Origin of the sequence: Pseudomonas sp. R2-60-08W (assembly GCF_003852335.1) — a bacterium.
GTDB lineage: Bacteria > Pseudomonadota > Gammaproteobacteria > Pseudomonadales > Pseudomonadaceae > Aquipseudomonas.
Genome location: NZ_CP027731.1, coordinates 2,798,061 through 2,821,461, shown reverse-complemented (window position 1 = coordinate 2,821,461; position 23,401 = coordinate 2,798,061). Strand labels below are relative to the sequence as shown.

Annotated in this window: 21 protein-coding genes; 12 read left to right on the top strand and 9 right to left on the bottom strand. The window is 61.0% G+C overall.

Annotated features, from left to right (window positions below):
- Window positions 1–7: 7 nt before the first annotated feature.
- Together lpxO and C4J90_RS12760 are read right to left on the bottom strand one after the other, a co-directional pair.
- Window positions 8–907 (bottom strand): lipid A hydroxylase LpxO, encoded by a 900-nt coding sequence (lpxO, locus tag C4J90_RS12765; protein ID WP_124409769.1) that lies wholly within the window; start codon window positions 905–907, stop codon window positions 8–10.
- A gap of 267 nt (window positions 908–1,174) precedes the next feature.
- Window positions 1,175–2,500 (bottom strand): Wzz/FepE/Etk N-terminal domain-containing protein, encoded by a 1,326-nt coding sequence (locus C4J90_RS12760; protein ID WP_124414635.1) that lies wholly within the window; start codon window positions 2,498–2,500, stop codon window positions 1,175–1,177.
- A 331-nt stretch (window positions 2,501–2,831) separates the two neighbouring features.
- Between C4J90_RS12760 and C4J90_RS12755 the strand changes: the two genes are divergently transcribed.
- The 4 genes from C4J90_RS12755 (at window position 2,832) to C4J90_RS12740 (ending at window position 7,704) form a co-directional block, all read left to right on the top strand.
- The gene (locus C4J90_RS12755; protein WP_124362739.1) at window positions 2,832–3,218 is read left to right on the top strand and encodes a TIGR03067 domain-containing protein; all 387 of its coding nucleotides are present in this window, start codon (window positions 2,832–2,834) and stop codon (window positions 3,216–3,218) included.
- 227 nt (window positions 3,219–3,445) lie between these two features.
- A complete protein-coding gene (locus C4J90_RS12750; RefSeq protein ID WP_124414634.1) occupies window positions 3,446–4,684 on the top strand; it encodes an MFS transporter in 1,239 nt (412 codons plus the stop codon).
- 142 nt (window positions 4,685–4,826) lie between these two features.
- Window positions 4,827–6,413 carry an ABC-F family ATPase gene (locus C4J90_RS12745; RefSeq protein WP_124362737.1) on the top strand — a complete coding sequence of 529 codons (1,587 nt, stop codon included), beginning with the start codon at window positions 4,827–4,829 and terminating at the stop codon, window positions 6,411–6,413.
- Between the two features lie 118 nt (window positions 6,414–6,531).
- Window positions 6,532–7,704 (top strand): MFS transporter, encoded by a 1,173-nt coding sequence (locus C4J90_RS12740; RefSeq protein ID WP_124419949.1) that lies wholly within the window; start codon window positions 6,532–6,534, stop codon window positions 7,702–7,704.
- On the opposite strand, the gene C4J90_RS12735 is transcribed toward C4J90_RS12740, so the two are convergent.
- Both C4J90_RS12735 and C4J90_RS12730 read right to left on the bottom strand, forming a co-directional pair.
- The gene (locus tag C4J90_RS12735; protein ID WP_124366929.1) at window positions 7,698–8,735 is read right to left on the bottom strand and encodes a dienelactone hydrolase; all 1,038 of its coding nucleotides are present in this window, start codon (window positions 8,733–8,735) and stop codon (window positions 7,698–7,700) included. The two genes, C4J90_RS12740 and C4J90_RS12735, sit on opposite strands and share 7 nt — an antisense overlap.
- Window positions 8,736–8,927: 192 nt before the next feature.
- Window positions 8,928–9,539 carry an FMN-dependent NADH-azoreductase gene (locus C4J90_RS12730; RefSeq protein ID WP_124362734.1) on the bottom strand — a complete coding sequence of 204 codons (612 nt, stop codon included), beginning with the start codon at window positions 9,537–9,539 and terminating at the stop codon, window positions 8,928–8,930.
- A 126-nt stretch (window positions 9,540–9,665) separates the two neighbouring features.
- Here C4J90_RS12730 and C4J90_RS12725 point away from each other — a divergent pair, with 126 nt between their 5' ends.
- The gene (locus C4J90_RS12725; RefSeq protein WP_124404091.1) at window positions 9,666–10,574 is read left to right on the top strand and encodes a LysR substrate-binding domain-containing protein; all 909 of its coding nucleotides are present in this window, start codon (window positions 9,666–9,668) and stop codon (window positions 10,572–10,574) included.
- On the top strand, window positions 10,571–10,921 hold the full coding sequence (locus tag C4J90_RS12720) for an MmcQ/YjbR family DNA-binding protein (protein WP_124362732.1): 351 nt from the start codon (window positions 10,571–10,573) through the stop codon (window positions 10,919–10,921). Before C4J90_RS12725 ends, C4J90_RS12720 begins: the two co-directional genes overlap by 4 nt.
- Here the strand turns inward: C4J90_RS12720 and C4J90_RS12715 are convergent.
- Window positions 10,916–11,299: a DUF1294 domain-containing protein gene (locus C4J90_RS12715; protein ID WP_124419948.1), complete on the bottom strand. Its 384-nt coding sequence runs from the start codon at window positions 11,297–11,299 to the stop codon at window positions 10,916–10,918. The two genes, C4J90_RS12720 and C4J90_RS12715, sit on opposite strands and share 6 nt — an antisense overlap.
- A complete protein-coding gene (locus tag C4J90_RS12710) occupies window positions 11,296–12,126 on the bottom strand; it encodes an undecaprenyl-diphosphate phosphatase (RefSeq protein WP_124362730.1) in 831 nt (276 codons plus the stop codon). The genes C4J90_RS12715 and C4J90_RS12710 overlap by 4 nt, the downstream gene beginning before the upstream one ends.
- A gap of 226 nt (window positions 12,127–12,352) precedes the next feature.
- Between C4J90_RS12710 and C4J90_RS12705 the strand changes: the two genes are divergently transcribed.
- The gene (locus C4J90_RS12705) at window positions 12,353–13,987 is read left to right on the top strand and encodes a methyl-accepting chemotaxis protein (RefSeq protein ID WP_124419947.1); all 1,635 of its coding nucleotides are present in this window, start codon (window positions 12,353–12,355) and stop codon (window positions 13,985–13,987) included.
- A 72-nt stretch (window positions 13,988–14,059) separates the two neighbouring features.
- Here the strand turns inward: C4J90_RS12705 and dnaQ are convergent, their stop codons facing one another.
- The 3 genes from dnaQ to C4J90_RS12690 all read right to left on the bottom strand — a co-directional run bounded on the left by dnaQ (window position 14,060) and on the right by C4J90_RS12690 (window position 16,111).
- Window positions 14,060–14,800, bottom strand: a complete 741-nt coding sequence (gene dnaQ / locus C4J90_RS12700) for a DNA polymerase III subunit epsilon (protein ID WP_164485286.1) — start codon at window positions 14,798–14,800, stop codon at window positions 14,060–14,062.
- A 70-nt stretch (window positions 14,801–14,870) separates the two neighbouring features.
- Window positions 14,871–15,323 carry a ribonuclease HI gene (rnhA, locus tag C4J90_RS12695; RefSeq protein WP_057725161.1) on the bottom strand — a complete coding sequence of 151 codons (453 nt, stop codon included), beginning with the start codon at window positions 15,321–15,323 and terminating at the stop codon, window positions 14,871–14,873.
- 29 nt (window positions 15,324–15,352) lie between these two features.
- Entirely contained in the window at window positions 15,353–16,111 is a 759-nt protein-coding gene (locus tag C4J90_RS12690) for a class I SAM-dependent methyltransferase (protein ID WP_124419946.1), read from the bottom strand.
- A 65-nt stretch (window positions 16,112–16,176) separates the two neighbouring features.
- Between C4J90_RS12690 and gloB the strand changes: the two genes are divergently transcribed.
- The 5 genes from gloB (at window position 16,177) to C4J90_RS12665 (ending at window position 23,393) form a co-directional block, all read left to right on the top strand.
- Window positions 16,177–16,944 carry a hydroxyacylglutathione hydrolase gene (gloB, locus tag C4J90_RS12685; RefSeq protein ID WP_124419945.1) on the top strand — a complete coding sequence of 256 codons (768 nt, stop codon included), beginning with the start codon at window positions 16,177–16,179 and terminating at the stop codon, window positions 16,942–16,944.
- A 98-nt stretch (window positions 16,945–17,042) separates the two neighbouring features.
- The gene (locus tag C4J90_RS12680) at window positions 17,043–18,443 is read left to right on the top strand and encodes a transglycosylase SLT domain-containing protein (protein WP_124362725.1); all 1,401 of its coding nucleotides are present in this window, start codon (window positions 17,043–17,045) and stop codon (window positions 18,441–18,443) included.
- A gap of 211 nt (window positions 18,444–18,654) precedes the next feature.
- Window positions 18,655–20,484, top strand: coding sequence for an extracellular solute-binding protein (locus C4J90_RS12675; RefSeq protein ID WP_124419944.1), 1,830 nt, complete (start codon window positions 18,655–18,657; stop codon window positions 20,482–20,484).
- Entirely contained in the window at window positions 20,481–22,319 is a 1,839-nt protein-coding gene (locus C4J90_RS12670) for an extracellular solute-binding protein (RefSeq protein ID WP_124419943.1), read from the top strand. The genes C4J90_RS12675 and C4J90_RS12670 overlap by 4 nt, the downstream gene beginning before the upstream one ends.
- Window positions 22,320–23,393 carry a microcin C ABC transporter permease YejB gene (locus C4J90_RS12665; RefSeq protein ID WP_124419942.1) on the top strand — a complete coding sequence of 358 codons (1,074 nt, stop codon included), beginning with the start codon at window positions 22,320–22,322 and terminating at the stop codon, window positions 23,391–23,393. It abuts the gene before it with no gap.
- Window positions 23,394–23,401: the final 8 nt, after the last annotated feature.

The following is a 23,401-nucleotide window of genomic DNA, read 5'->3' as shown; positions in this document are numbered from 1 at the left end:
GTGGGGCTCAGATAAGGATGAAGATCAGCGCCAGGCCAGCGAAGATCGCCCACTTTTCCAGGTAGTAGCGCGTGCGGTTGCGCTTTTTGAGCTCCTTGCCGCGCAACCGGATCTTGTACAAACGGGTAAAAGCGCGGTTGAGGCCGCCGGTCTTGTCGCCTTCATCATTGGGCGAACCCGCAGCGGCCATTACATTGCGGCTGAACCAGCGGTTGAACGCGGCTGCCCAGCGGTATTTCATCGGCCGCTCGATGTCGCAGAACAGAATGATGCGGTTGTGCGCCGTGGTGTTTTCCGCGTAGTGGATGTAAGTCTCGTCGAACATCACCGGCTCGCCGTCGCGCCAGTAATAGCTCTCGCCGTCCACATTGATGTAGCAGCCCGGATCGTTTGGGGTATCCAGCCCCAGGTGATAGCGGTAGGAGCCCGCATAGGGGTCACGGTGACGCACCAGTTTGGAGCCCGGCGGCAGCTCGGCGAACATTGCAGCCTTGATCGAGCCGATGCTTTGCACCAGTTCGGTGGTGCGCGGGCACAGCTTCATTGCCGAAGGATGGCTGTCGCCGTACCACTTCAGATAGAAGCGCTTCCAGCCGGACTTGAAGAACGAGTTGAAGCCCACGTCATTGTATTGCTCCGAACGCTTGATCTCTCCGGCGCGCATCAGGTTCTGGGCTTCCTGGCGGATTTCTTCCCAGTGCGCCTGCAATGGGCTCAGGTCCGGAAAATCGCTGGGCGACAGATAAGGGCGGCTGGGTTGCTTGGAGAACAGATAAAGGAAGCAGTTGATCGGCGCCAGGAACGTCGAGTGATCGCTGAGCTGGCGACCCAACTTGTGTCGCACCCGGCCACGCAAATGTACATACGCGATGGAGGCAACGTAGAGAGCAACAATGATGAGTTTCAAGGGATTCGTCACACGTCAGGGAGAGAACAGGCTGCTCCTGCGGGCCCACAACGGCCGAGGATGGATAAGCAGCACCTGAAATCACAATTCACATACAGGCGACACGACCGGCAGGATGACCTTCCGATGTGTGACCATTGGCCGTTATTTAGCCATACTTTGTAACCAAAGGTTAACTAAGAATTGTGAAAAGCTGTCCACTGAGTGTGTTGGGGAGGTTGTGCCGGCGGGCCCCCAGGACCCGCCGGCCAGAGACGTCGCTACGGCTTAAAGCTGATCGTCCTTACGTTCGCGGCGTGAAAAACTGCTGTCTTCCAATGCCGAATACGGTACTGCACCACGCTGGGTAAACATGAGGTGGCGGACCAGCGCGACCATCAGCCCGAGCAATAACCCGCCCACCAGGCTCAACGCAATGACCAGAGCTTTTTTCGGTTTGATCGGTGCCAGAGGCTCCTGGGCGCGACGGTCAATTGTCACCAGCTTCAGGTTGCTCATGTCGATGTTCAAACCACGCAACCTGGCGACTTCGGCGCGAAGCGGCTCGACGTCCTGCAGGAAGATGTCTTCATTGCCACGTTTGCGCAGCACTTCAACTTCGCGGTTCGCGTCCAACAGCTGGAGTTCCTTGCCAATTTCGGCAATACGCGGATTGGTGAAGTCATCGCTGGTGCGCTTTTGCAGCGCGGCGCGCTCGGCCTCCAGGGCCTCAGTACCCATGAAGTACAGCGGAATCTTCTGATTGTTGACTTCGGTGCGCATCACCTGGCTCGAGCCGGTTCGCGCGGAGTCGGCCATGGAGGATGGCGTGGTCGGTGTTTTGATCCCCATGGACTGAGCGATGCCGATGGCTTCAGCCAATTCCGCCAGGCGGTTGGTCCGCTCCATTTTCATCTGCAAGCGCAGGGCGCTGAGTTCGTCCTGCAATTGGGCACGCTTGAGACGGTCCGCCTCGAGCAACTTGGCGATTTTCGATTCCTTTTCGGTGTCGTAGTTGGCCCGGGCCGCGTCGATCTTGCCCTTGAGCTCGGACAAGCGGTTATTCACGATCACCTTGAGGTCGGCGCCGACCTGCTGGCGCTCTGCGGCAATGGCGTAGTCGACAAACCCGTTGAGAATTTTCACCCCATCAACATCGGTCGGGTACTGCAATTCCAGACGGATGTAGTTGCTCAGCGAGTCGGACTTCTTCGGGTCCGGCAGGATGAGGTTGACCGAGTTTCGATTGAAGGCTTCAAAACTCTGTTCCAGGGTTTGCCCTGGTTTCTGAAACGCCTTGAACAATTCCTCGTGATCCTTGAAGAACCCAAGGCGAGCCTCGTAGGAGTCCAACTGCGCGCCCACTTTTAGCAACGCATCGGCGGGCGGCAATTTATACACTTCAGAGCGGTTCAACGCGTCCAGCTCGTTGATCGCCGCAGGCCGTAGCACGCTGCTGACCTCGTAGGTCTTGGGCGCCAGGAAGGCATACCCCGCGCCTAAAACTCCCGCCAGAATCGTACACCCCACGATCAGCTTTTTTTGTCGCCAGATGGCGTGAAACAATTCAAACAGATCAATTTCATCAGACGCTGGCGGGGAAGTACGATTCAAAATAAGCACACCTTAATTAATACTAAAAGGCCATCACTCGAAGAAGTCCTAAGGCTTCAAATCAGGGACAACGCCCTGAGCACGGCGGAACGATGGCAATCTGACTACTGAGTCTGACGAAAAATCCCGCGTATTTAAGGATTATTTCTGCTTTATGTCGATGTGTAGCCAAAAAGATATTTTGATGTGGGATTAATCACGCTACAAGCGTAGCTAATACAACATGAAAATGCTGTCAAATAGCTATCCCATAAAGAAAAAATCCTGCCACCTGAAAGCACTGCACCTGTGCGGATACAATCCCCCTCCCCCCTCAGCAAAAGGAAGTTGCATGTCATCCCCTTCAGTCACGGATTACCACGCCTTGCAAGGTGCCTGGGAGCAAACCGCCCTGGAAGACAACGGCGTACTCAACCCTGCCGATGCACATAGCGCGCCAGGTGCCATCACCAGGATCAGCGGGGACACGTTTGAAGTCGTCACGGTCGAGGGCGACCTCTTGCTGGCGGGGCGTTTTGTCCTGGACGCCGACACCACGCCCAAGAGCATTACCTGGGTGGACGCCATCGGCGCGGACGCCGGCAAGTCGCTACCGGCCAGCTACCGGCTCGAAGGTGATCATTTTGTATTTATCGCTGCCGATGAAGGCATGCCCCGGCCCACCGTGTTCAGTACCGGCCCGGGGCAAACCATGCGCACCTTCGTGCGCCGGGCATGAACGACGCCCTTATCCGCTTTGATCACGGCATTTTCACGAGGCCTTCACGTTCCGGCCTATAGGGTGAGGCCTACCTACTCCAGTGATTCCCTTGGCCCGCCGTTATGTGCGGGCTTTTTTTGCGCGCAGAAAAACGCCCTGGGCCAGCGCGAAACTTATCGCCAAGTGCGCAGGTCACTAGCCCAACGCGTGTCCGGCCCCTGGACTGCACTCTGGAAGGTTGCATCGTGGCCCATCACTCAGACCTGCGCACTGCCTTGTCCCTGGACAGCCTGAATTTCTTCCTCGCGGATGTGCGCGACGGCCTGGGGCCGTACCTGGCGATTTATCTGCTGGCGGTCCATCAATGGGACCCGGCCAGCATTGGCGTGGTCATGACCCTGGCGGGCATTGCCGCGCTGATCACCCAAGGTCCGGCAGGCGCATTGATCGACCGTACCCGCAGCAAACGCGCGGTGATTGCACTTGCCGCGCTGCTGGTCACGCTCAGTTGCCTGACGCTGCCCTTCGTCAGTTCGTTTGGCTGGGTGGCGCTGACCCAGGCCGCCAGCGCCATCGCCGCGTCGGTGTTCGCCCCGGCGATTTCCGCGATTTCCCTTGGCATCACCGGGCCGCGTGCGTTTACCCGGCGGACCGGGCGCAACGAAACCTTCAATCACGCCGGTAACGCCGTGGCAGCACTGCTGGCCGGGGGCTTGGCTTATCTGTTCGGGCCGGTGGTGGTGTTTTACCTGATGGCGTTTATGGCCGTCGCCAGTGTCATCGCGGTCGGTTGCGTGCCGGGCAAGGCGATCGACCATGAGGTGGCCCGGGGCTTCGACCCCGCGCATCATACTGACCATGAGCAGCCCTCGGGCCTGAACGTCTTGCTCGCCAACCGCCCCTTGTTGCTGTTCGCCATTTGCTGTGCGCTGTTTCACCTCGCCAATGCCGCGATGCTGCCGTTGGTCAGCCAGAAGCTGTCGCAGATCAATCTGCAGATGGCCACCCCGTTGACCTCGGCCTGCATCGTCGCCGCGCAACTGGTGATGGTGCCGACGGCGATGCTGGTGGGAGCCAAGGCCGACCTCTGGGGGCGCAAGCCGCTGCTGCTGGCCGGCTTCATGATTCTGCCGTTGCGCGGCGTGCTTTATACCCTGTCCAGCGACCCCTACTGGCTGGTTGCCGTGCAGATGCTCGACGGTATCGGCGCGGGCATTTTCGGCGCGCTGTTCCCCGTGATCGTCAAGGACCTGACCCAAGGCACCGGCCGCTTCAATGTCAGCCTCGGCGCGCTGTCCACGGTATTTGGCCTGGGCGCGGCGCTGAGCAGCAGCCTGGCAGGCTTCGTGGTGCAAATAGCCGGCTACAACGCCGCCTTCCTGACCCTGGCCGGGGTGGCGGCCGTCGCGTTGCTGCTGGTAGGGCTGGCCATGCCCGAGACACTGGCAAAACCATCCTTCGCTCGCCATACACCTGTCGCCTGACATATGCGACAATGCGCGCCAAATTCCAACACACATTCCAGATTTTGCGCTCAGCGACCGGGTTTCGCGCCTCGATGTCGCTGTTGACGCATGCCTGAAGGCTCCTGCCGTCACGCTCGCAACCCATTGATAGGTAAAGTAATTGATCTCCACAGCTAACATCACCATGCAGTTCGGCGCCAAGCCGCTCTTCGAGAACGTCTCGGTCAAGTTCGGCGCCGGCAACCGCTATGGTTTGATCGGTGCCAACGGTTGCGGCAAGTCGACCTTCATGAAAATCCTCGGCGGCGACCTCGAACCGTCCGGCGGCCAGGTCATGCTCGAGCCGAACGTGCGCCTGGGCAAGCTGCGCCAGGACCAGTTCGCCTACGAAGAATTCACCGTGCTCGACACCGTGATCATGGGCCACGAAGAGCTGTGGAAGGTCAAGGCCGAACGCGACCGCATCTACTCGCTGCCGGAAATGAGCGAAGAAGACGGCATGGCCGTGGCCGAGCTGGAAACCGAGTTCGCCGAGATGGACGGCTACACCGCCGAATCCCGCGCCGGTGAGCTGCTGCTGGGCCTGGGGATTCCCCTGGAACAGCATTTCGGCCCGATGAGCGAAGTGTCGCCCGGCTGGAAGCTGCGCGTATTGCTCGCCCAGGCGCTGTTCTCCGACCCGGAAGTGCTGTTGCTCGACGAACCGACCAACCACTTGGACATCAACACTATTCGCTGGCTGGAAAACATCCTGACCCAGCGCTCCAGCCTGATGATCATCATCTCTCACGACCGTCACTTCCTGAACAGCGTGTGCACCCACATGGCTGACCTGGACTACGGCGAGCTGCGCCTGTTCCCGGGTAACTACGACGAGTACATGACCGTGGCGACCCAGTCCCGCGAGCAACTGCTGTCGGACAACGCCAAGAAGAAGGCGCAGATCTCCGAGCTGCAGTCCTTCGTCAGCCGCTTCTCGGCCAACGCCTCGAAAGCCAAGCAGGCCACTTCCCGCGCCAAGGCGATCGACAAGATCCAACTGGCCGAGGTCAAGCCTTCGAGCCGTGTGAGCCCGTTCATCCGTTTCGAACAGAACAAAAAGCTGCACCGCCAGGCGGTCATGGTCGAGAAGATGGCCAAAGGTTTTGACGGCAAGCCGTTGTTCAAAGACTTCAGCTTCCAGGTTGAAGCCGGCGAGCGCGTGGCGATCATCGGCCCGAACGGTATTGGTAAGACCACCCTGCTGCGCACCCTGGTCAACGAACTGACCCCGGACGCCGGCAGCATCAAGTGGACCGACGCTGCGGAACTGGGCTACTACGCCCAGGACCATGCCCATGACTTCGAAGACGACCTCACCCTGTTCGACTGGATGGGCCAGTGGACCCAGGGCGAGCAGATGATTCGTGGCACATTGGGCCGCATGCTGTTCTCCAACGACGAAATCCAGAAGTCGGTAAAAGTGATCTCCGGTGGTGAACAAGGCCGCATGCTGTTCGGCAAGCTGATCCTGCAAAAGCCGAACGTGCTGATCATGGACGAACCGACCAACCACTTGGACATGGAATCCATCGAAGCGCTGAACCTGGCGCTGGAGAACTATCCGGGCACGCTGATCTTCGTCAGCCACGACCGCGAGTTCGTATCGTCCCTGGCTACCCGCATCATCGAGTTGAGCGCAGACGGCGTGATCGACTTCAGCGGCACCTATGACGATTACCTGCGTAGCCAGGGTGTGGTGTTCTAAGAACAGCGCATAGCTGCCGGGCCAAACAGTTTCCAATGTGGGAGGTGGCAACCCCCCCTCCCACATTGAACAGCGCAGTGGCATCATGACCGCACCGCCCGCCAGCGAACGAGTTCACATGCCCGCCGCCCCCTCCTCCCTGTCGATCACCCTGCAGATCGTCTCCATCGTCTTCTACACCTTCATTGCGTTTATCTGCATCGGCCTGCCGATTGCGGTAATTCCAGGCTATGTTCACGAACACCTGGGCTACAGCGCCGTGGTGGCCGGGGTCACCATTGGTTCGCAATACCTCGCCACCTTGCTCAGTCGGCCGATGGCCGGGCGCATGTCGGACAACGTCGGCACCAAGCGCGCCATTGTGCTGGGCCTGGCCGGCATCCTGATCAGTGGCGTGCTGACGTTTATCGCGGTGCTGCTGGAGGACCTGCCGGCGCTGAGCCTGACCATCCTGATCGCCGGTCGGCTGTTGCTGGGCGTGGCCCAGGGCTTGATTGGCGTGGGCACCATCAGTTGGTGCATGGGCGCGGTCGGCACCGAACACACGGCCCGGTCGATTTCCTGGAACGGTATCGCTTCCTACGGCGCCATCGCCATTGGCGCGCCGCTGGGGGTGGTGATGGTGGCCGACTATGGCTTCGCCAGCCTGGGCCTGGCGCTGACAGGGCTGGCCGCGCTGGGCCTGGTGCTGATCCGCAACAAACCCTCGGTGCCGGTGGTGCGCGGCGAACGCCTGCCGTTCTGGGCGGTGTTCGGACGTATCGCTCCGTTTGGCGCCAGCCTGTGCCTGGCCTCGATTGGCTACGGCACGCTGACCACCTTTATCACCTTGTACTACCTCAATCGCGGCTGGACCGGCGCAGCGTACTGCCTGACGGTATTTGGCGTGTGTTTTATCGCGTCGCGCCTGGTGTTCATTTCCGCCATTAGCCGCGTGGGCGGTTTCACCGCCGCCATCGCCTGCATGCTCATCGAGACCCTGGGCCTTACGCTGTTGTGGCTGGCGCCGTCGACCGGCGTAGCGTTGATTGGCGCGGGGTTGACCGGCTTTGGCTTATCACTGGTGTACCCGGCGCTCGGGGTCGAGGCTATCAAGCGCGTGCCAGACAGTAGCCGTGGCGCCGGGCTGAGTGCGTATGCGGTGTTTTTCGACCTGGCCCTGGCGATTGCCGGCCCGTTGATGGGCGCGGTGGCGCTGAACCTCGGCTATGGCTGGATATTCTTCTGCGCGGCGCTGCTGTCAGTCACGGCGCTGGCACTGACCGTGCTGCTCAAGCGTCGCGCTTACTGATCGGCCGTCTGTAACCCGGCACGGGTGGCCTCGCCGAGGGTGTGACTGAAAAAGCGCCCGGCCTCGGAGACCAGATCGCGGTGGATGCCCTCACGGTCGACACCGTCGGCATCGGTGCAGATGGCCGGCATCGTCGCCAATTGGTCGCTGTCGCACGGCGCCATGAACACGAAGTGCCCTGCCCCGGCCAACAGTTTGAAGTCCGGCGGCTCCGGCAGTTTGCGCGCCAGCGCGGCGGCGTTTTTGTCCACCGCCACCAATTTGTCGCCATCGCCACTGTAGAGCAGCACCGGTACGTGCACGTCAGCCAGGGTGTGGCGACCAAACATCAGGCTCAGCGGCGCCATCAGCATCAGGGCATGGATGCGCGGGTCGGCCTGGGGCTGCAAGTCGTCACGGTCGACCACCAGTTCGCCTTTGGTGGTGCAGGCGTCACGGTCCTCCGGGCGCTGCTGGCAATAGCGGCGCAGGCGCTCGAAATCCGGCTTGGCCCCCGCCAGGATCAGCGCAGTTTCACCGCCGGCCGAATAGCCGATCACGCCCACCTGGTCGATGTCGACGAAGGGCGACAGCATCGGGTCGTCCAGCGTCGCGGTGATTGCCTGGGAAATCTGGATCGGCCGGCCATACAGATTGCTCACGGTGCCCAGGCGGCTGTGATCCTTGTAGTTGTCGCCGGGGTGCAGCACCGCCACCACCACAAAGCCCTTGCGCGCCAGCGAGGTGGCCAGGTCATGCAGGGCCAGCGGCGTACCGGTATTGCCGTGCGACAGCATCAGCATCGGGAAACGGCCGATGGCGACCTTGGCGTCTTCGCCGGCAGCTACATGGTAGGCGCCCAACGTCGTGGTGTGCTCGGTGTCGGTGGAGGGGTAGAACGCAATGGCCTTCATCGGCTGCGAATCCAGCGGGTCCAGGACGCTCATGCGATGAAAGCCCACACTCCAATGCGGGTGCGGCGCAGGCGCGGCGTGCACTGAAAGCAGGCCGCCGCACAGGGAAAGAACCAAAACAGCACAGAGACGCATCATGGGGATGTCCACCTTTGCTGCGTGAGAACCGGCATGCCGTATGAAAATTCCAGGGTAGTGAACCCAAGCGTGCATAACCTGGGCCATAAATGCAAAAACTCCGTACTCCGCTCGCGCTCAGGCGAACAGAATACAGAGTTTAGACGCCCGGCTTCAGATTGAAACCGGCCGCGACGAACATTTACACAAGCCTTACGCAGCGGCGAACAAGTGCTCGCTGATCAGCACGTTGGCGTCGCTCAAGGCTTTGCTGCGCACTTCGTCGCCGTAGGCCAGGCCTTCAGCACGTACGATTTCGATATCAGTGATGCCGAGAAAGCCGAACAGCAACTTCAAGTAGCCTTCATGGGCGGCACCGGACGCCTGGCCGGCATGCAGGCCGCCGGCGGTGGAGACGATGATGACTTTCTTGTTGCCGCACAGGCCTTCAGGGCCAGCCTCGGTGTAGCGGAAGGTCTGGCCGGCGACCGCGATGCGGTCGATCCAGGCTTTGAGTTGGGTCGGGATGGTGAAGTTGTACATCGGTGCGCCCACCACCACGGCATCGGCGGCGAGGAATTCAGCCAGCGACGATGCGCTCAGTTCGGCTTCATGCTTTTGCGCGGCATCGCGCAGTTCGGCAGCGGTGCCCAGCGCACCCAGGGTGGCGCCGGAAAAATGGTTGATGCCTTCGCTGGCGAGGTCACGGTAAGTCACTTCCACACCCGGCTCGGCGGCCTGCCATGCCTTGACCACGCCGGCGCTGAGCTGACGGGAAGCGGAGTTGTCGCCGAGGATGCTGGAATCGATATGCAACAGTTTCATGGTGGATCTCCGAGGGTGGGATCGACAGGGGCGATCAGATGGCGTTGATGCTACGCATCCAACCAATGGTCGATAAGCCATCTGGAATGCGATAGATTGTCCCACTGACAGGACAATAGGCTGACCATGCAAGACCTCAACGACCTCTACTATTTTGCCAAAGTCGTCGAAGCCGGCGGTTTCGCCGCCGCCGGCCGCCTGCTGGGGATTCCCAAATCGCGCCTGTCGCGGCGCATTGCCGAGCTGGAGGAACGCCTGGGCGCGCGCCTGCTGCAACGCACCACCCGGCAACTGACCCTGACCGCCGTCGGCGAGCGCTACCTGCGCCACTGCCAGGCGATGTTGCTGGAAGCAGAGATGGCCGATGAGGCCGTGGCCAGCATGTCCACCGAGCCCCGTGGGCGTCTGCGGGTCACTTGCCCGGTCGGCCTGGCCCAACAGATCCTGCCGGAACTGGTGGCCGGCTTTCTCGCCGCCCACCCCCTGGTGCAACTGGACATGACCCTGGTCAACCGCCGCGTCGACTTGGTGGGCGAAGGGATCGACGTAGCCTTGCGCGTGCGCGAACTGGGCGACGAAGACCCGTTGCTGGTCACCAAACGCCTGCGCCAGGCGCAGACCGTGCTGGTGGCCAGCCCGGCACTGCTGCGTGATCGACAGGTCGACAGCCTGGACGACCTCAGGCAATTACCGATAATGGGCGCACTCGAGGCGGACCGCATGGTGCACCAGCGCATCATCGACCCCCAGGGCAACGCTCACGAGCTGGTCATGGAGGCGCGCCTGGGCATCGAAGACTTTATCGTACGCAAGACCAGCGCCCTCATGGGCGTGGGCTTCACGGTGCTGCCGATGATGTATTGCGAAGAGGAACTGGCCAGCGGCCGACTGGTGCAGCTGCTGCCGCAATGGTCGTTGCCCGGCGGCTGGCTGCAGGCCGTGTATCCGCACCGGCGCGGCGTGCTGCCGGCCATTCGCGCCTGGATCGACTACCTGGAAGAAGGTTTCAAAGGCTGTGGAGATCGCCTGCTATGAGCATGACCGAAGCGCAAGTCGCGCAATTCTGCCTGAGCCTGCCGGGCGCACGCGAGGACTACAAATGGGGCGGCGTACGGGTGTTCTCGATTGCCGGCAACAAGATGTTCGCGCTGCAGAACCTGCGCGGCGACTCGCTGGCGTTCAAGGTCGACAAGGAACTGTTCCTCGGCCACGTCGACCGCCCAGGCATCCACCCGGCGCCGTACTTGGCACGCGCTCAATGGATCATCATGAACACGCCCTACCCGCTGGCGCCCGAGGAACTGCGTGGCTTGTTGCAGCGCTCCCACCAATTGGTGGTGAGCAAGCTGCCCAAGCGCACGCAGGTGGGGTTGTTGCTATAGAACCGACAGCAGCGTGCCGCCGAGAAGCAGCTGGTCCAGCCAGAACACCTGGTGCAGCAGCACGATCACCCAGAACAGCACCTGGTAAGACACCTTGCGCGTCTTGTGCCGGAACACTTGCTGGGCGATCAACGCCCCCGGCCAACCGCCCGCCAGCTCGACGGCGTGCAGGATGTTTTCCGGGATGCGCCGGCCCTCGGTCTGGGCCTTGCGCTTGTCACTCCAGTACAGAAAGAACGCCACCACGCTGACTACCCCGTAGGCGGCCAACGGCATGACCGTTTCGCCGCGCTGCCACAATAGCGCCGCACCCAGCAACGGAGCGGCGCACAGCACTAGCAGGACCAACGCCTTCAGGCGCGGATGCTGAATGCTCATGGCTTGACGGCGGTCCAGTCGATCCAGCCGAATTGCCAGGTCGCCAGGATCACCAGGCCGAACGCGATCCGGTACCAGGCAAAGGCCGCGTAGCTGTGGTTGGCAATAAATTTGAGCAGGCCCTTGACCGCGATCATCGCGAAGATGAACGAGGTGACAAAGCCGATGGCGAACACCGGCAGGTCCGCCGGCTGGAACAGGTCGCGGTATTTGTAGCCCGAGTACAGCGCTGCACCGACCATGGTCGGCATCGCCAGGAAGAACGAAAACTCGGTGGCGGTCTTGCGCGACAGGCCGAACAGCAGGCCGCCGATAATCGTCGCACCGGAGCGCGAAGTTCCTGGGATCATCGCCAGGCACTGGGCGACGCCGACCTTGAGCGCGTCTTTCCAGGTGATGTCGTCCACGGTTTCGGCATGAACGGCATGTTGGCGACGTTCAGCCCACAACATGACCACGCCGCCCACCACCAGGGCCGTGGCCACGGTGATCGGGTTGAACAGGTAATGCTTGATCAGGTCAGCGAAAATCACCCCCAGCACCACCGCCGGCAACACGGCGATGATCAGGTTCACGGTGAAGCGCTGGGCGTTGCGCTGAGTGGGCAAGCCGATGACCACGTCGAGGATCTTGCGGCGAAATTCCCAGACCACGGCCAGGATCGCGCCCAGCTGGATAATGATATTGAATGCCTCGAAACGCTCGCCGCCGAAGTTGATCAGGTCGGCGACGATGATCTGGTGGCCGGTGCTGGAGATCGGCAGGAACTCCGTCAGCCCCTCGACCACGCCAAGAATCAATGCCTGTATGGCAGTCCAAAAATCCATGCTTTCTCCAAAGGTCACGCGCCTGGCATGCCTCTTATGTTTTTTAAGTTCACTGACAACGAGCGCGCTGCAGCGCCCGGCATCGATTCTCAATGCCGGACTGCAAAAATTCCGTGAAAAATCAGGCAGTACTCAGGTTTTTCGATTACGGGCCGAAAGCCTATCAGACAAGCCGAAAAAGTCGATGCAACACCCACAATTATAAAAGGCACGGAGTGACAGGACGATGAACAGTTTGCGCAATATGTCGATCAGCCGACGTCTCTGGCTGATCCTGGTAGTCGCCGTGCTGATGCTGCTGACCTTGGGCGCGTTGATGCTCAAACAGATCCATGACGACCTCTACCAGGCCAAACGTCAACAGACCCAGCATGTGGTGCAAACCGCCAGCGGCGTGTTGGGCTACTACCAGAACCTGGAAAAAACCGGGGTGCTCACCCGCGAAGCGGCGCAGCAGCAAGCCCTGAGCGCTGTGCGCGGCCTGCGTTACGACCACGACGATTACTTCTGGATCAACGACCTCACCCCCGTGATGATCATGCACGCGGCCAATCCCAAGCTGGACGGCCAGAACCTCTCGGCGATCCGCGATCCGGACGGGTTTGCGGTGTTCAACGAGTTCGTGAGCCTGGCCAAGGCCAAGGGCGCCGGCATCGTCAATTACCGCTGGCCGAAACCGGGGGCCGATGCGCCGGTGCAGAAAACCTCCTACATCCAGTTGTTCGCACCCTGGGGCTGGATTATCGGCTCGGGCGTCTACGTGGACGACGTGCAGGCCGAGTTCACCGTCCAGGTGTGGAAAGCCTCTGCCATCGGCCTGGGCATCGCGCTGATCATGGCCCTGCTGGTGCTGTTGATCGCGCGCAGCATCCTGCAACCGTTGCAGGCGGCGGTGAATGCCATGGGCAACATCGCCAGCGGTGAAAGCGACCTGACCCGCAGCCTCGATACCCACGGACGCGACGAGGTCACCCAACTGTCCCAGCACTTCAATACCTTCACCGCCAAATTGCGCCAGGTGGTCGGCCAATTGCAGGTGTGCGCCAACGCCCTGGGCGAGTCGTCCACCGAGTTGGGCCACAACGCCAGCCAGGCCCACGACCGCAGCCAGCAGCAGTCGCAACAGATGGAACTGGTGGCCACCGCGATAAATGAAGTCACCTACGGCGTGCAGGACGTGGCCAAGAACGCCGAGCACGCCGCTAGCGAAATGCGCGACGCCCAAGCCCAGGCGCAACAAGGCCAGGTCAACATCGACGGCAGTTTGCAGCAGATCGACCAGCTCTCCACCACCATCAGCCAGGCCGTGGAGGTTATCCGAACCCTGTCCAGCGAGAGCACCCAGATCGGCGGCGTGCTGGAAGTGATTCGTTCAATTGCCGACCAAACCAATTTGCTCGCCCTCAACGCCGCCATCGAGGCCGCACGCGCCGGCGAGCAGGGTCGTGGGTTTGCCGTGGTGGCCGATGAGGTACGGTTGCTGGCCCAGCGCACGCAGAAATCCACGGCTGAGATCCAGGCGATGATCGAGCGGTTGCAGGGCCATTCGGAAGCGGCGGTCAAGGTCATCAGCGACAGCCACAGCGCCTCGCAACTGACCATCGAACAAGCCGGCCTGGCCGGTGCAAGCCTCAGTGCCATCGGCCAGGCGCTGCATAATCTCAACGGGCTGAACGCCTCGATTGCCAGTGCCACCCTGCAACAGGCCCATGTGGTGGAAGACATCAACCAGAACGTCACCCAGGCGGCCGGCTTATCCCACAGCACCGCGCTGGCGGCTGAACAGTCGAGCGTGGCGAGCGCGCAATTGCGCGGCTTGAGTGAGCAGCTTGACGGGCTCTTGCGCCAGTTCAAAGTCTGACGCCCATGTCATGAGCACCCTGTGGGAGTGGGCAAGCCCTCTCCCACATTTTTTTACTGCATCAAACCAGGATCATTGTTGGGTCAATTGAGTCCACAACGCTGGCGCACCGGCTGCCTTGGCGATCGCGTCCAATCGCGCGGCATGCTCGGCCAGATCCTGCTCGCTGGCACGGATGATAGCCGTAGGCCTGCGATCAGCCGGCAGGCGACGGATCTCCGAGGGACGATTGCCCGAGCCTTCCGCCGAACCGTTGCCATCGGAGGCATTACCGGCCAGCGACAGGCTGGTCTGCCCACCGGTCATGGCCAGGTAAACCTCAGCCAGAATCTCGGAGTCGAGCAAGGCGCCGTGCAGTTCACGGCCGGAGTTGTCCACGCCGTAACGTTTGCACAAGGCATCGAGGCTGTTGCGTTGGCCCGGGTGACGCTCGCGGGCCATCATCAAGGTGTCGAGGATCGAGCAGTGCTGGGAAATATCCGCTCGATCCATCTGCCCCATCAGGGAAAATTCATTATTGATGAAGCCGACGTCGAACGCCGCGTTATGAATGATCAGTTGGGCGCCGTTGATGAACTCGAAAAACTCATCGGCCACTTCGGCAAAGCGCGGCTTGCCCTTGAGGAACTCGTCGGTGATGCCGTGGACGCCGATCGCGCCTTCGTCACTGTCGCGGTCCGGTTGCAGGTAGACGTGAAAGTGACGACCGGTCAGACGGCGGCCCATCAGTTCGACACAGCCGATTTCGATGATCCGGTGACCATCGGTCACCGGCATGCCGGTGGTTTCGGTATCGAGTACAACGGATCGGATGGCCATCAGGGTTCAGCTCTCAACGGTGTGGGGTGAGTCAAAGGGCGCGATGTTAACACGTCAGCCGGCTTCAGCTCTGCTTGTAGCCGCGCACTTCATCCACGCCCCTGTTGGCGAGCTGGTCAGCCCGTTCATTGCCGGGATGACCGATATGCCCACGCACCCATTTCCAGGTGATGTCATGCCGGTTGCATTGCTCGTCGAGCAATTGCCACAGGTCGGCATTCTTGACCGGTTCCTTGGACGCCGTTTTCCAGCCGCGCTTCTTCCAGTTGACCATCCACTCGTTGATGCCCTTCATCACATATTGCGAATCGGTCACCAGCAGGACGTTGCAGCGCCGCTTGAGCTCTTCCAGGCCGCGAATGGCGCCCATCAGCTCCATGCGGTTGTTAGTGGTGTTGGCTTCGCCGCCCCACAACTCCTTCTCCACGCCCTTGCACACCAGCAATGCGCCCCAGCCGCCGGGGCCGGGGTTGCCCTTGCAGGCGCCATCGGTGAAGAGTTCTACGCTATCGGTCATCGGTTATTGAGCCTGAATCAAAAGAGGTTTTACGGTTCGCGCTGTTCGCGGTTGACCTTGGCCAGGGGCATCGGCACCAGCTTGGCGAGCGGTTCGCGGCGCACTTGCTGCACCGGCCGCAGCCCGACCGCGATCTTGCGCGCCACTAATAAATAGAAGCCCCCACCCGACAGTTGCCAGGCACCTGCGCGGCGTTCCCAGCCGGCGAGGCGCCCCTGCCATTTGGCGGACGCAAGCGGCGGACGATAGCACCCGAAGCGGCGTTTCTCCAGCGCGAAGCCCAGCAGGTTCAGCCAGTCGCCCACCCGTGAAGGTGCGATGCAGCGCGCCTGGCGCAGGCCGTCCTGGGCAAACGCGTGGCGCAGGCCCCAACTGCTCCAGGGGTTGATGCCGACAATCAGCAAATGGCCACCGGGACGCACGCTGCTGGCGGCTTCGCGCAACAAGCCATGGGGAGACAGGCAAAAATCCAGGCCGTGCTGCAACACCACCACATCAGCGGCGTTTTCGCTTAACGGCCAGGCCTGCTCCTCGCAGACGATTTCCACGCCCGGCAACGGCGCCCCCAGGCGTACATTGCGTTGTACCTGCGGTGCGCACGGCGGCGTTTCGGCCGACGGGCCGTAATGCACCAGATAGCCACCAAAGAACCGGCCCAGCTCGTCATCGAGCATGCGCCGCTCTTCATCCAGCAGAAATTGCCCAAGCGGCCCGGACAACCATTCGCGGGCTGCGCCGATCAGGGCCAGCCACTCAGGATCGGCCTGGGCGAACGCTTTATCAGTCATTGCATTCTCCAACTCGCCTAGACGTTCTAAGATGCACCAATGTGTTCAGCTTGGCGAATCGAAGAATGATACAGATCAGTGCCCTGCCCGCCTTCACCGATAACTACATCTGGTTGTTACAGGATGAGCAAACCCACCGTTGCGCCGTGGTCGACCCCGGTGACGCCGCGCCGGTGCTCGCCTGGCTCAAGCAGAACCCGGCCTGGACCCTCAGCGATATCCTGGTCACTCACCATCACCATGACCACGTCGGCGGCGTCGAGCAACTCAAGACGGTCACCGGCGCCAGGGTGTATGGCCCCGCGAACGAGAAAATCCCGGCACGGGACGTCGACTTGCAGGATAACGACCGCATCACCGTGCTCGGCTGGGATTTCGATGTGTATGCAGTGCCCGGCCACACCCTTGGCCACATCGCTTATTACCATCAAGGCGTGCTGCTGTGTGGCGACACCCTGTTTGCCGCCGGTTGCGGTCGCCTGTTCGAAGGCACGCCGCAACAGATGCACGCGTCCCTGGAACGCCTGGCTGCCCTGCCTGCCGATACCTTGGTGTACTGCACCCACGAATACACACAAAGTAACCTCAAGTTTGCCCAAGCCGTGGAACCGCATAATGCCGACATCGCTGAACGAGTGGCAGAAGTCGCTCAATTGCGCGCCCGTGGCGAGATGACGCTGCCGTCCAACCTGGCCCTGGAAAAACGCACCAACCCTTTTCTACGCACCTCTGAAACATCCGTTAAACAAAAAGCGGACGAACGGAACGGACGCGACAACCGCTCTGGGGCCGAGGTGTTTGCTAGCTTGAGGGCTTGGAAAGATAAGTTCTAAGCGGACGCAATCTGATACGTAATTTCTGAATGGTTGACCGGAACCGAAGCGCTTTCTAGAATCGCCCGACATTTTTGCCCGGAACTTACTTCCAGCCAATGTCGTCATCTATTCGTAAATCCATTTCTTCAGACGCATTGACCCGCCTGGCTCAAGCCGTGGCGGTGGCCGTTTCCGCAACTCTGGCGGGCTGCCAATCGACTCATTACGCTGCACAATCCACCGTGCAACCCAAACCCAATCTTGCTGCCAAGATCAAGCAAAAACCTATTTGGCTCTCAGAGAAGCCCAGCCCCGAAGTGCCCCAGGATGTCTGGGAACGCATGCGTCGGGGCTTTCAATTGCAGGACGGCGTAGGGGTCAACCCGCGCATCGAGCAACAACGCCTGTGGTTCGCCAGCAACCCGTCCTTCCTGGAGAACGCCGGCGAACGCGGCAGCCTCTACATTCATTACATCGTCGAGCGCCTTGAAGAACGCAATATGCCCCTGGAGCTGGCGCTGCTGCCAGTGATTGAAAGTGCCTACAACCCGATGGCCTATTCGCGCAGCGATGCGGTCGGCTTGTGGCAGTTCATTCCGTCCACCGGGCGCTACTTCAACCTGCGCCAGACCCGCGCCTACGACGGTCGCCGCGATATCACCGCCTCCACCACCGCCGCACTGGACTACCTGACCCGTCTGCACGACATGTTCAACGGCGACTGGCTGCTGGCCCTGGCGGCCTACAATGCCGGTGAAGGCACGGTGAGCCGGGCCATCGAGCGCAACGAGAAGCTCGGCCTGCCGACGGACTACTGGAACCTGCCGCTGCCCCAGGAAACCAAGGACTACGTGCCCAAATTCCTGGCGTTGTCCCAGGTGGTGCTGGCCCCCGAGGCGTATGGCGTCAACCTCAACCCGATTGCCAACACGCCGTATTTCGAAGTGGTTGAAGTCAAGCAAAGCATGGACCTGTCCCGGGTCGCCGCGCTGGCGGAAATCGATGAAGACGAGCTGTTCCAGCTCAACCCGGCCCTGAAACAACGCACCACCCTGGACGGCCCCCAGCATTTGCTGGTGCCCACCTCCAAGGCGCAACTGCTCACCAGCACCCTGTCGACGATGAAGCCGGAAGAATTGTTGAGCATGCGCCCGAAAAAGCCGGTGTTCGACGAAGTCGAGACCAAGGCGGTGGCTGGGCGTACCCGCAGCTACAAGGTGCGCACTGGCGACAACCTCACACTGATCGCCAAGGCCAACAAGGTCGATGTGCATGACCTGCAGCGCTGGAACAAGCTCAACGGCCAGGCGCTCAAGGTCGGCCAGACCCTGGTGATGCAGGACACGCGTAAAGCCGCCGCGACCAAACCGGTGCAGTACAAGGTCAAGAAAGGCGACTCGCTGTACATGGTCGCCAAGCGCTTCAACGTCGAGATGCAACATCTCAAGCGTTGGAACCCACGTACCGGCCAGGCGTTGAAGCCTGGGCAGATGCTGGTGGTTTCCGGGCCGCGCTGATACCTCAAGAACACTGAAGAGCTAATTGTGGGAGGGGGCTTGCTCCCGATAGCGGTGGCTCAGTTAGCCTATGTACTGACTGGCACAAAGCTACGGGGGCAAGCCCCCTCCCACATTGGATCTTCAGTGCTCTCAGCAGCCTTTTTCCATCCGGAACAAGCTGTTACTGTACCGATCATAAAGCCCAAGCCGCCCGGATCGGATCTCTGACTTGAAGCGTTCCCTCCTTCTACTAATAAGTCTGGCCTTGAGCTTTGCTGCGAACGCGACGATTACCGAGAGCCACGGTTACGCGCAGTTCGGCACACTCAAGTACCCGGCCAAATTCACCCATTACGATTGGGTAAATCCTGCAGCGCCGAAAGGCGGAACACTGCGGGTGATGGCCTTTGGCACGTTCGACACTCTCAATCCTTATACCTTCAAGGGCACCAGCCCGGTTTCCACCGGTAACTTCCTGCAGTACGGCGTCAACGAGCTGAACGAACCGCTGATGGTCGGCACTGGCCAGTACGCCCCTTCCGGCGATGAGCCGACGTCCAGCTACGGGCTGATTGCCCAATCGGTGGAATACAGCGAGGACCGTAGCTGGGTGGTGTTCAACCTGCGCCACGAGGCGCGTTTTCACGATGGGGCACCGATTACTGCCGATGACGTGGCGTTTTCCTACCGAACCCTGTTGACCGAAGGCCACCCGCAATACCGCACCAACCTGCAGGAAGTGGCGCGGGTCGACATCCTCAATCGCCATCGCATTCGTTTTGTGTTCAAGCGCGCCGGCAACCCGCTGCTGATCCTGCGCCTGGGCGAGTTGCCCGTGCTGCCCCAGCATTACTGGAAGAACCGCGACTTCAAGGCCACCACCTTCGAGCCGCCACTGGGCAGCGGGCCGTACCGCATCAGCAAGGTCACCCCCGGCCGCCAGCTGGTGTTCGAACGGGTCAAGGATTACTGGGGCAAGAACCTGCCGGTCAACCAGGGTTTGTACAACTACAACAAGGTCGAGGTGGAGTTCTACCGCGACAGCGACGTCGCCTTTGAAGCCTTCAAGGCGGGCGAATTCGACATTTATATCGAACACCAGGCCAAGAACTGGGACACCGGCTACCACTTCCCGGCGGTGAACCGCGGCGAGGTTATCAAGGCGCAGATCGCCCACCGCATCCCCACTCAGAGCCAGGGCCTGTTCATCAACACCCGGCGCCCGGCCTTCAGCCAGACCAAGGTGCGCGAAGCCCTGGGGTTGATGTTCGACTTCGAATGGACCAACCGCACCCTGTTCAGCAATGCCTACAAACGCGCCTTGAGTTACTACCCCAACAGCGAATTTTCCGCCACCGGCGTTCCGGTCGGTCACGAGTGGCTGATGCTCTCGCCCTACCGCGACCAACTGCCGGCCAGGCTGTTTACCCAGGCCTTCAGCCTGCCGCAAACCGACGGTCGCGGCATCCCCCGCGACACCCTGCGCCGCGCCCTGGGCCTGCTCGGCGAGGCCGGCTGGAAGCTGTCCGGCCAACGCCTGTTGAACCAGGATGGGCAACCGCTGCGCCTGGAAATCCTGCTGGTCAACCCGAATCTGGAGCGCATCCTGCAGCCCTATGTCGAGAACCTGATCAGTATCGGCATCGACGCGCACCTGCGCACCGTTGACCGTGCGCAGTACAAGCAGCGCCTCGACCAGTTCGACTTCGACATGATCCTGGTCACCCTCAACCAGACCCTCAGCCCAGGGCTGGAACAGTGGCAGTACTTCCATTCCAGCCAGGCTGCCATCAAGGGCAGCAAGAATTACGCCGGCATCGCCAACCCCGTGGTCGACCACCTGCTGGAACAACTGCTCGCGGCCCAGACCCGCGAAGAACAACTGGCCGCCGGCCGCGCCCTGGACCGGGTGCTGCTGTGGCAGCACTACAGCATTCCCAATTGGTACCTCAACTATCATCGCCTGGCGTACCGCAACCGGTTCGCGTTTGTCACCACGCCGCCCTACAGCCTGGGCTTGAGCGCATGGTGGCTGAAAGCTTCGGAGAAAGCCCAATGATGTCTTTGCGCAGTACTCTATTCGCCAGCCTGTTGCTGTGCAGCGCGGCCCAGGCCGCCCCGCAACATGCGTTGACGTTGTATAACGAGCCGCCCAAGTATCCCGCCGATTTCAAGCATTTTGACTATGTGAACCCCGACGCCCCCAAGGGCGGCACCTTCCGCGAGTCGGCCATGGGCGGCTTTGACAGCCTCAACCCCTACATCAGCAAAGGCGTGCCCGCAGACAATCTGCCGTTGATCTACGACACCCTGGCCATGCAGAGCCTGGACGAGCCCATCACCGAATACGGCCTGGTGGCCGGCAAGATCGAAAAGGCGCCGGACAACAGTTGGGTGCGCTTCTATCTGCGGCCCGAGGCACGCTTCCATGATGGCCACCCGATCCGCGCCGAAGACGTGGTGTTCACCTTCCAGACCCTGATCAAGGATGGCACCCCGCTCTACCGCACTTACTACGCCGACGTGGATGAAGTGGTCGCCGAGGACCCGTTGCGGGTGCTGTTCAAATTCAAGCGCACCAACAACCGTGAGCTGCCACTGATCCTCGGGCAATTGCCGGTACTGCCCAAACATTGGTGGGCCAGCCGGGACTTTTCCAAGGGCAACCTGGAAATTCCGCTGGGCAGTGGCCCGTACAAGGTGGCTGAGGTAAAGGCCGGGCGCATGATTCGCTACGAGCGGGTCAAGGACTACTGGGCCAAGGACCTGCCGGTCGCCAAGGGTTTCTACAATTTCGATAACCGCATCACTGACTATTACCGCGACAGCACCGTGTCCCTGGAAGCCCTGAAGGCCGGGCAGTTCGATTATTGGCTGGAGTTCAGCGCGAAAAACTGGGCCAACGCCTACAACATTCCGGCGGTAACCGAGGGCCGCTTGATCAAGGAAGAAATCCCCAACGGCAATCCCACCGGTATGCAGGGTTTCGTGTTCAATACGCGCAAACCGATGTTTCAGGATGTCCGGGTGCGCAAGGCCATCAGCCTGTTGCTGGATTTCGAATGGAGCAACAAACAGTTATTCAATGGCGCCTATACCCGCACGCGCAGTTACTTCGAAAACTCGGAAATGGCCGCCACCGGTTTACCCGGCCCGGATGAACTGGCGATTCTCGAGCCCCTGCGCGACAAGATCCCTGCCGAAGTCTTCACCCAGTCCTTCGAGCCTTCCAAAACCGACGGTAGCGGCATGATCCGTGCGCAGCAGCGCGAGGCGTATCAGCTGTTGCAAGAGGCCGGCTGGAAGATCGTCGACGACAAGATGGTCGACACCACCGGCAAACCGGTCACCCTTGAATTCCTGCTGGCCCAGACCGAATTCGAGCGCATCCTGCTGCCGTTCAAGCGCAACCTGGCCGACCTGGGCATCGACCTGGTGATTCGCCGGGTTGACGTGTCGCAGTTCATCAACCGCCTGCGCTCGCGGGATTTCGACATGCTGGTGGGCAGCTTTCCGCAATCCACCTCGCCGGGTAATGAGCAGCGTGAGTTCTGGAAGTCGTCCAGCGCCGACAAACCCGGCAGCCGCAACTACATGGGCCTGAAAGACCCGGCCGTCGACCAACTGGTCGAACAACTGATCGACGCCGACTCGCGCAAAAGCCTGATCGCGCACGCCAGGGCGCTGGACCGCGTGCTGCAGTTCGGTTACTACGTGATCCCCAACTGGCACATCAAGACCTTCCGTGTGGCGTATTGGGACCACCTCGGCCATCCGCAAGTCTCGCCGCGCTATGACGTCGGCACCGCCACCTGGTGGGCCAAACCCGACGTCAAACCGGCGATCCCCCTGGACACCACACAAAGCGCCGAAGCGGCGAGCGGAGGCGATTGAATGCTGGCCTATATTGTTCGTCGCCTGTTGCTGATCATCCCCACGCTGCTCGGCATTCTGCTGATCAACTTCGTGATCATCCAGGCCGCCCCCGGCGGGCCGGTGGAACAGATGATCGCCAAGCTCGAAGGCTTTGACGGCGCCACCAGCCGTATCGCCGGTGGCGGCGCCGAAGTCGCGGTGGCCGGTTCCAGCTATCGCGGCGCCCAGGGGCTCGACCCGGCGCTGATCAAGGAAATCGAGAAAATGTACGGCTTCGACAAGTCGGCGCCGGAACGCCTGTGGATCATGGTCAAGAACTATGCCCGGCTGGATTTCGGCGACAGTTTTTTCCGTGACGCCAAGGTCATCGACCTGATCAAGGAAAAGATGCCGGTGTCCATTTCCCTCGGGCTATGGAGCACCCTGATCATGTACCTGGTGTCGATCCCCCTGGGCATCGCCAAGGCTACGCGCCACGGCAGCCATTTCGATGTGTGGACCAGTTCGGCAATCATCGTCGGCTATGCGATCCCGGCGTTCCTGTTCGCCATTCTGTTGATCGTGGTGTTTGCCGGCGGCAGTTACCTGGACTGGTTCCCCTTGCGCGGGCTGACGTCCAACAACTTCGACGAATTGAGTTGGGGCGCCAAGGTGCTCGATTACTTCTGGCACCTGGCCCTGCCCGTGACCGCCCTGGTAATCGGTAACTTCGCCACCATGACCCTGCTGACCAAGAACAGCTTTCTCGACGAGATCAACAAACAGTACGTGGTCACCGCCAAGGCCAAGGGCCTGACCAACCACCGCGTGCTCTACGGCCATGTGTTCCGCAACGCGATGTTGCTGGTGATCGCCGGTTTTCCCTCGGCCTTCATCGGCATCTTCTTTACCGGGTCCTTACTGGTGGAAGTGATCTTCTCCCTCGACGGCCTCGGCCTGATGAGCTTTGAAGCGGCGATCAACCGCGACTATCCGGTGGTGTTCGGCACGCTGTTTATCTTCACGCTGCTGGGGCTGATCGTGAAACTGATCGGTGACCTCACCTACACCCTGGTCGATCCGCGTATCGACTTCGCCAGCCGGGAGCATTGAGATGAACC

Coding starts and splice junctions, on each gene's coding strand:
- C4J90_RS12755 (WP_124362739.1), top strand. CDS start 2,832: ATGTCATCCCCTTCAGTCACGGATTACCACGCCTTGCAAGGTGCCTGG.
- C4J90_RS12740 (WP_124419949.1), top strand. CDS start 6,532: ATGCCCGCCGCCCCCTCCTCCCTGTCGATCACCCTGCAGATCGTCTCC.
- C4J90_RS12735 (WP_124366929.1), bottom strand. CDS start 8,735: ATGATGCGTCTCTGTGCTGTTTTGGTTCTTTCCCTGTGCGGCGGCCTG.
- C4J90_RS12730 (WP_124362734.1), bottom strand. CDS start 9,539: ATGAAACTGTTGCATATCGATTCCAGCATCCTCGGCGACAACTCCGCT.
- C4J90_RS12725 (WP_124404091.1), top strand. CDS start 9,666: ATGCAAGACCTCAACGACCTCTACTATTTTGCCAAAGTCGTCGAAGCC.
- C4J90_RS12720 (WP_124362732.1), top strand. CDS start 10,571: ATGAGCATGACCGAAGCGCAAGTCGCGCAATTCTGCCTGAGCCTGCCG.
- C4J90_RS12715 (WP_124419948.1), bottom strand. CDS start 11,299: ATGAGCATTCAGCATCCGCGCCTGAAGGCGTTGGTCCTGCTAGTGCTG.
- C4J90_RS12710 (WP_124362730.1), bottom strand. CDS start 12,126: ATGGATTTTTGGACTGCCATACAGGCATTGATTCTTGGCGTGGTCGAG.
- C4J90_RS12705 (WP_124419947.1), top strand. CDS start 12,353: ATGAACAGTTTGCGCAATATGTCGATCAGCCGACGTCTCTGGCTGATC.
- rnhA (WP_057725161.1), bottom strand. CDS start 15,323: ATGACCGATAGCGTAGAACTCTTCACCGATGGCGCCTGCAAGGGCAAC.
- C4J90_RS12690 (WP_124419946.1), bottom strand. CDS start 16,111: ATGACTGATAAAGCGTTCGCCCAGGCCGATCCTGAGTGGCTGGCCCTG.
- gloB (WP_124419945.1), top strand. CDS start 16,177: ATGATACAGATCAGTGCCCTGCCCGCCTTCACCGATAACTACATCTGG.
- C4J90_RS12680 (WP_124362725.1), top strand. CDS start 17,043: ATGTCGTCATCTATTCGTAAATCCATTTCTTCAGACGCATTGACCCGC.
- C4J90_RS12670 (WP_124419943.1), top strand. CDS start 20,481: ATGATGTCTTTGCGCAGTACTCTATTCGCCAGCCTGTTGCTGTGCAGC.
- C4J90_RS12665 (WP_124419942.1), top strand. CDS start 22,320: ATGCTGGCCTATATTGTTCGTCGCCTGTTGCTGATCATCCCCACGCTG.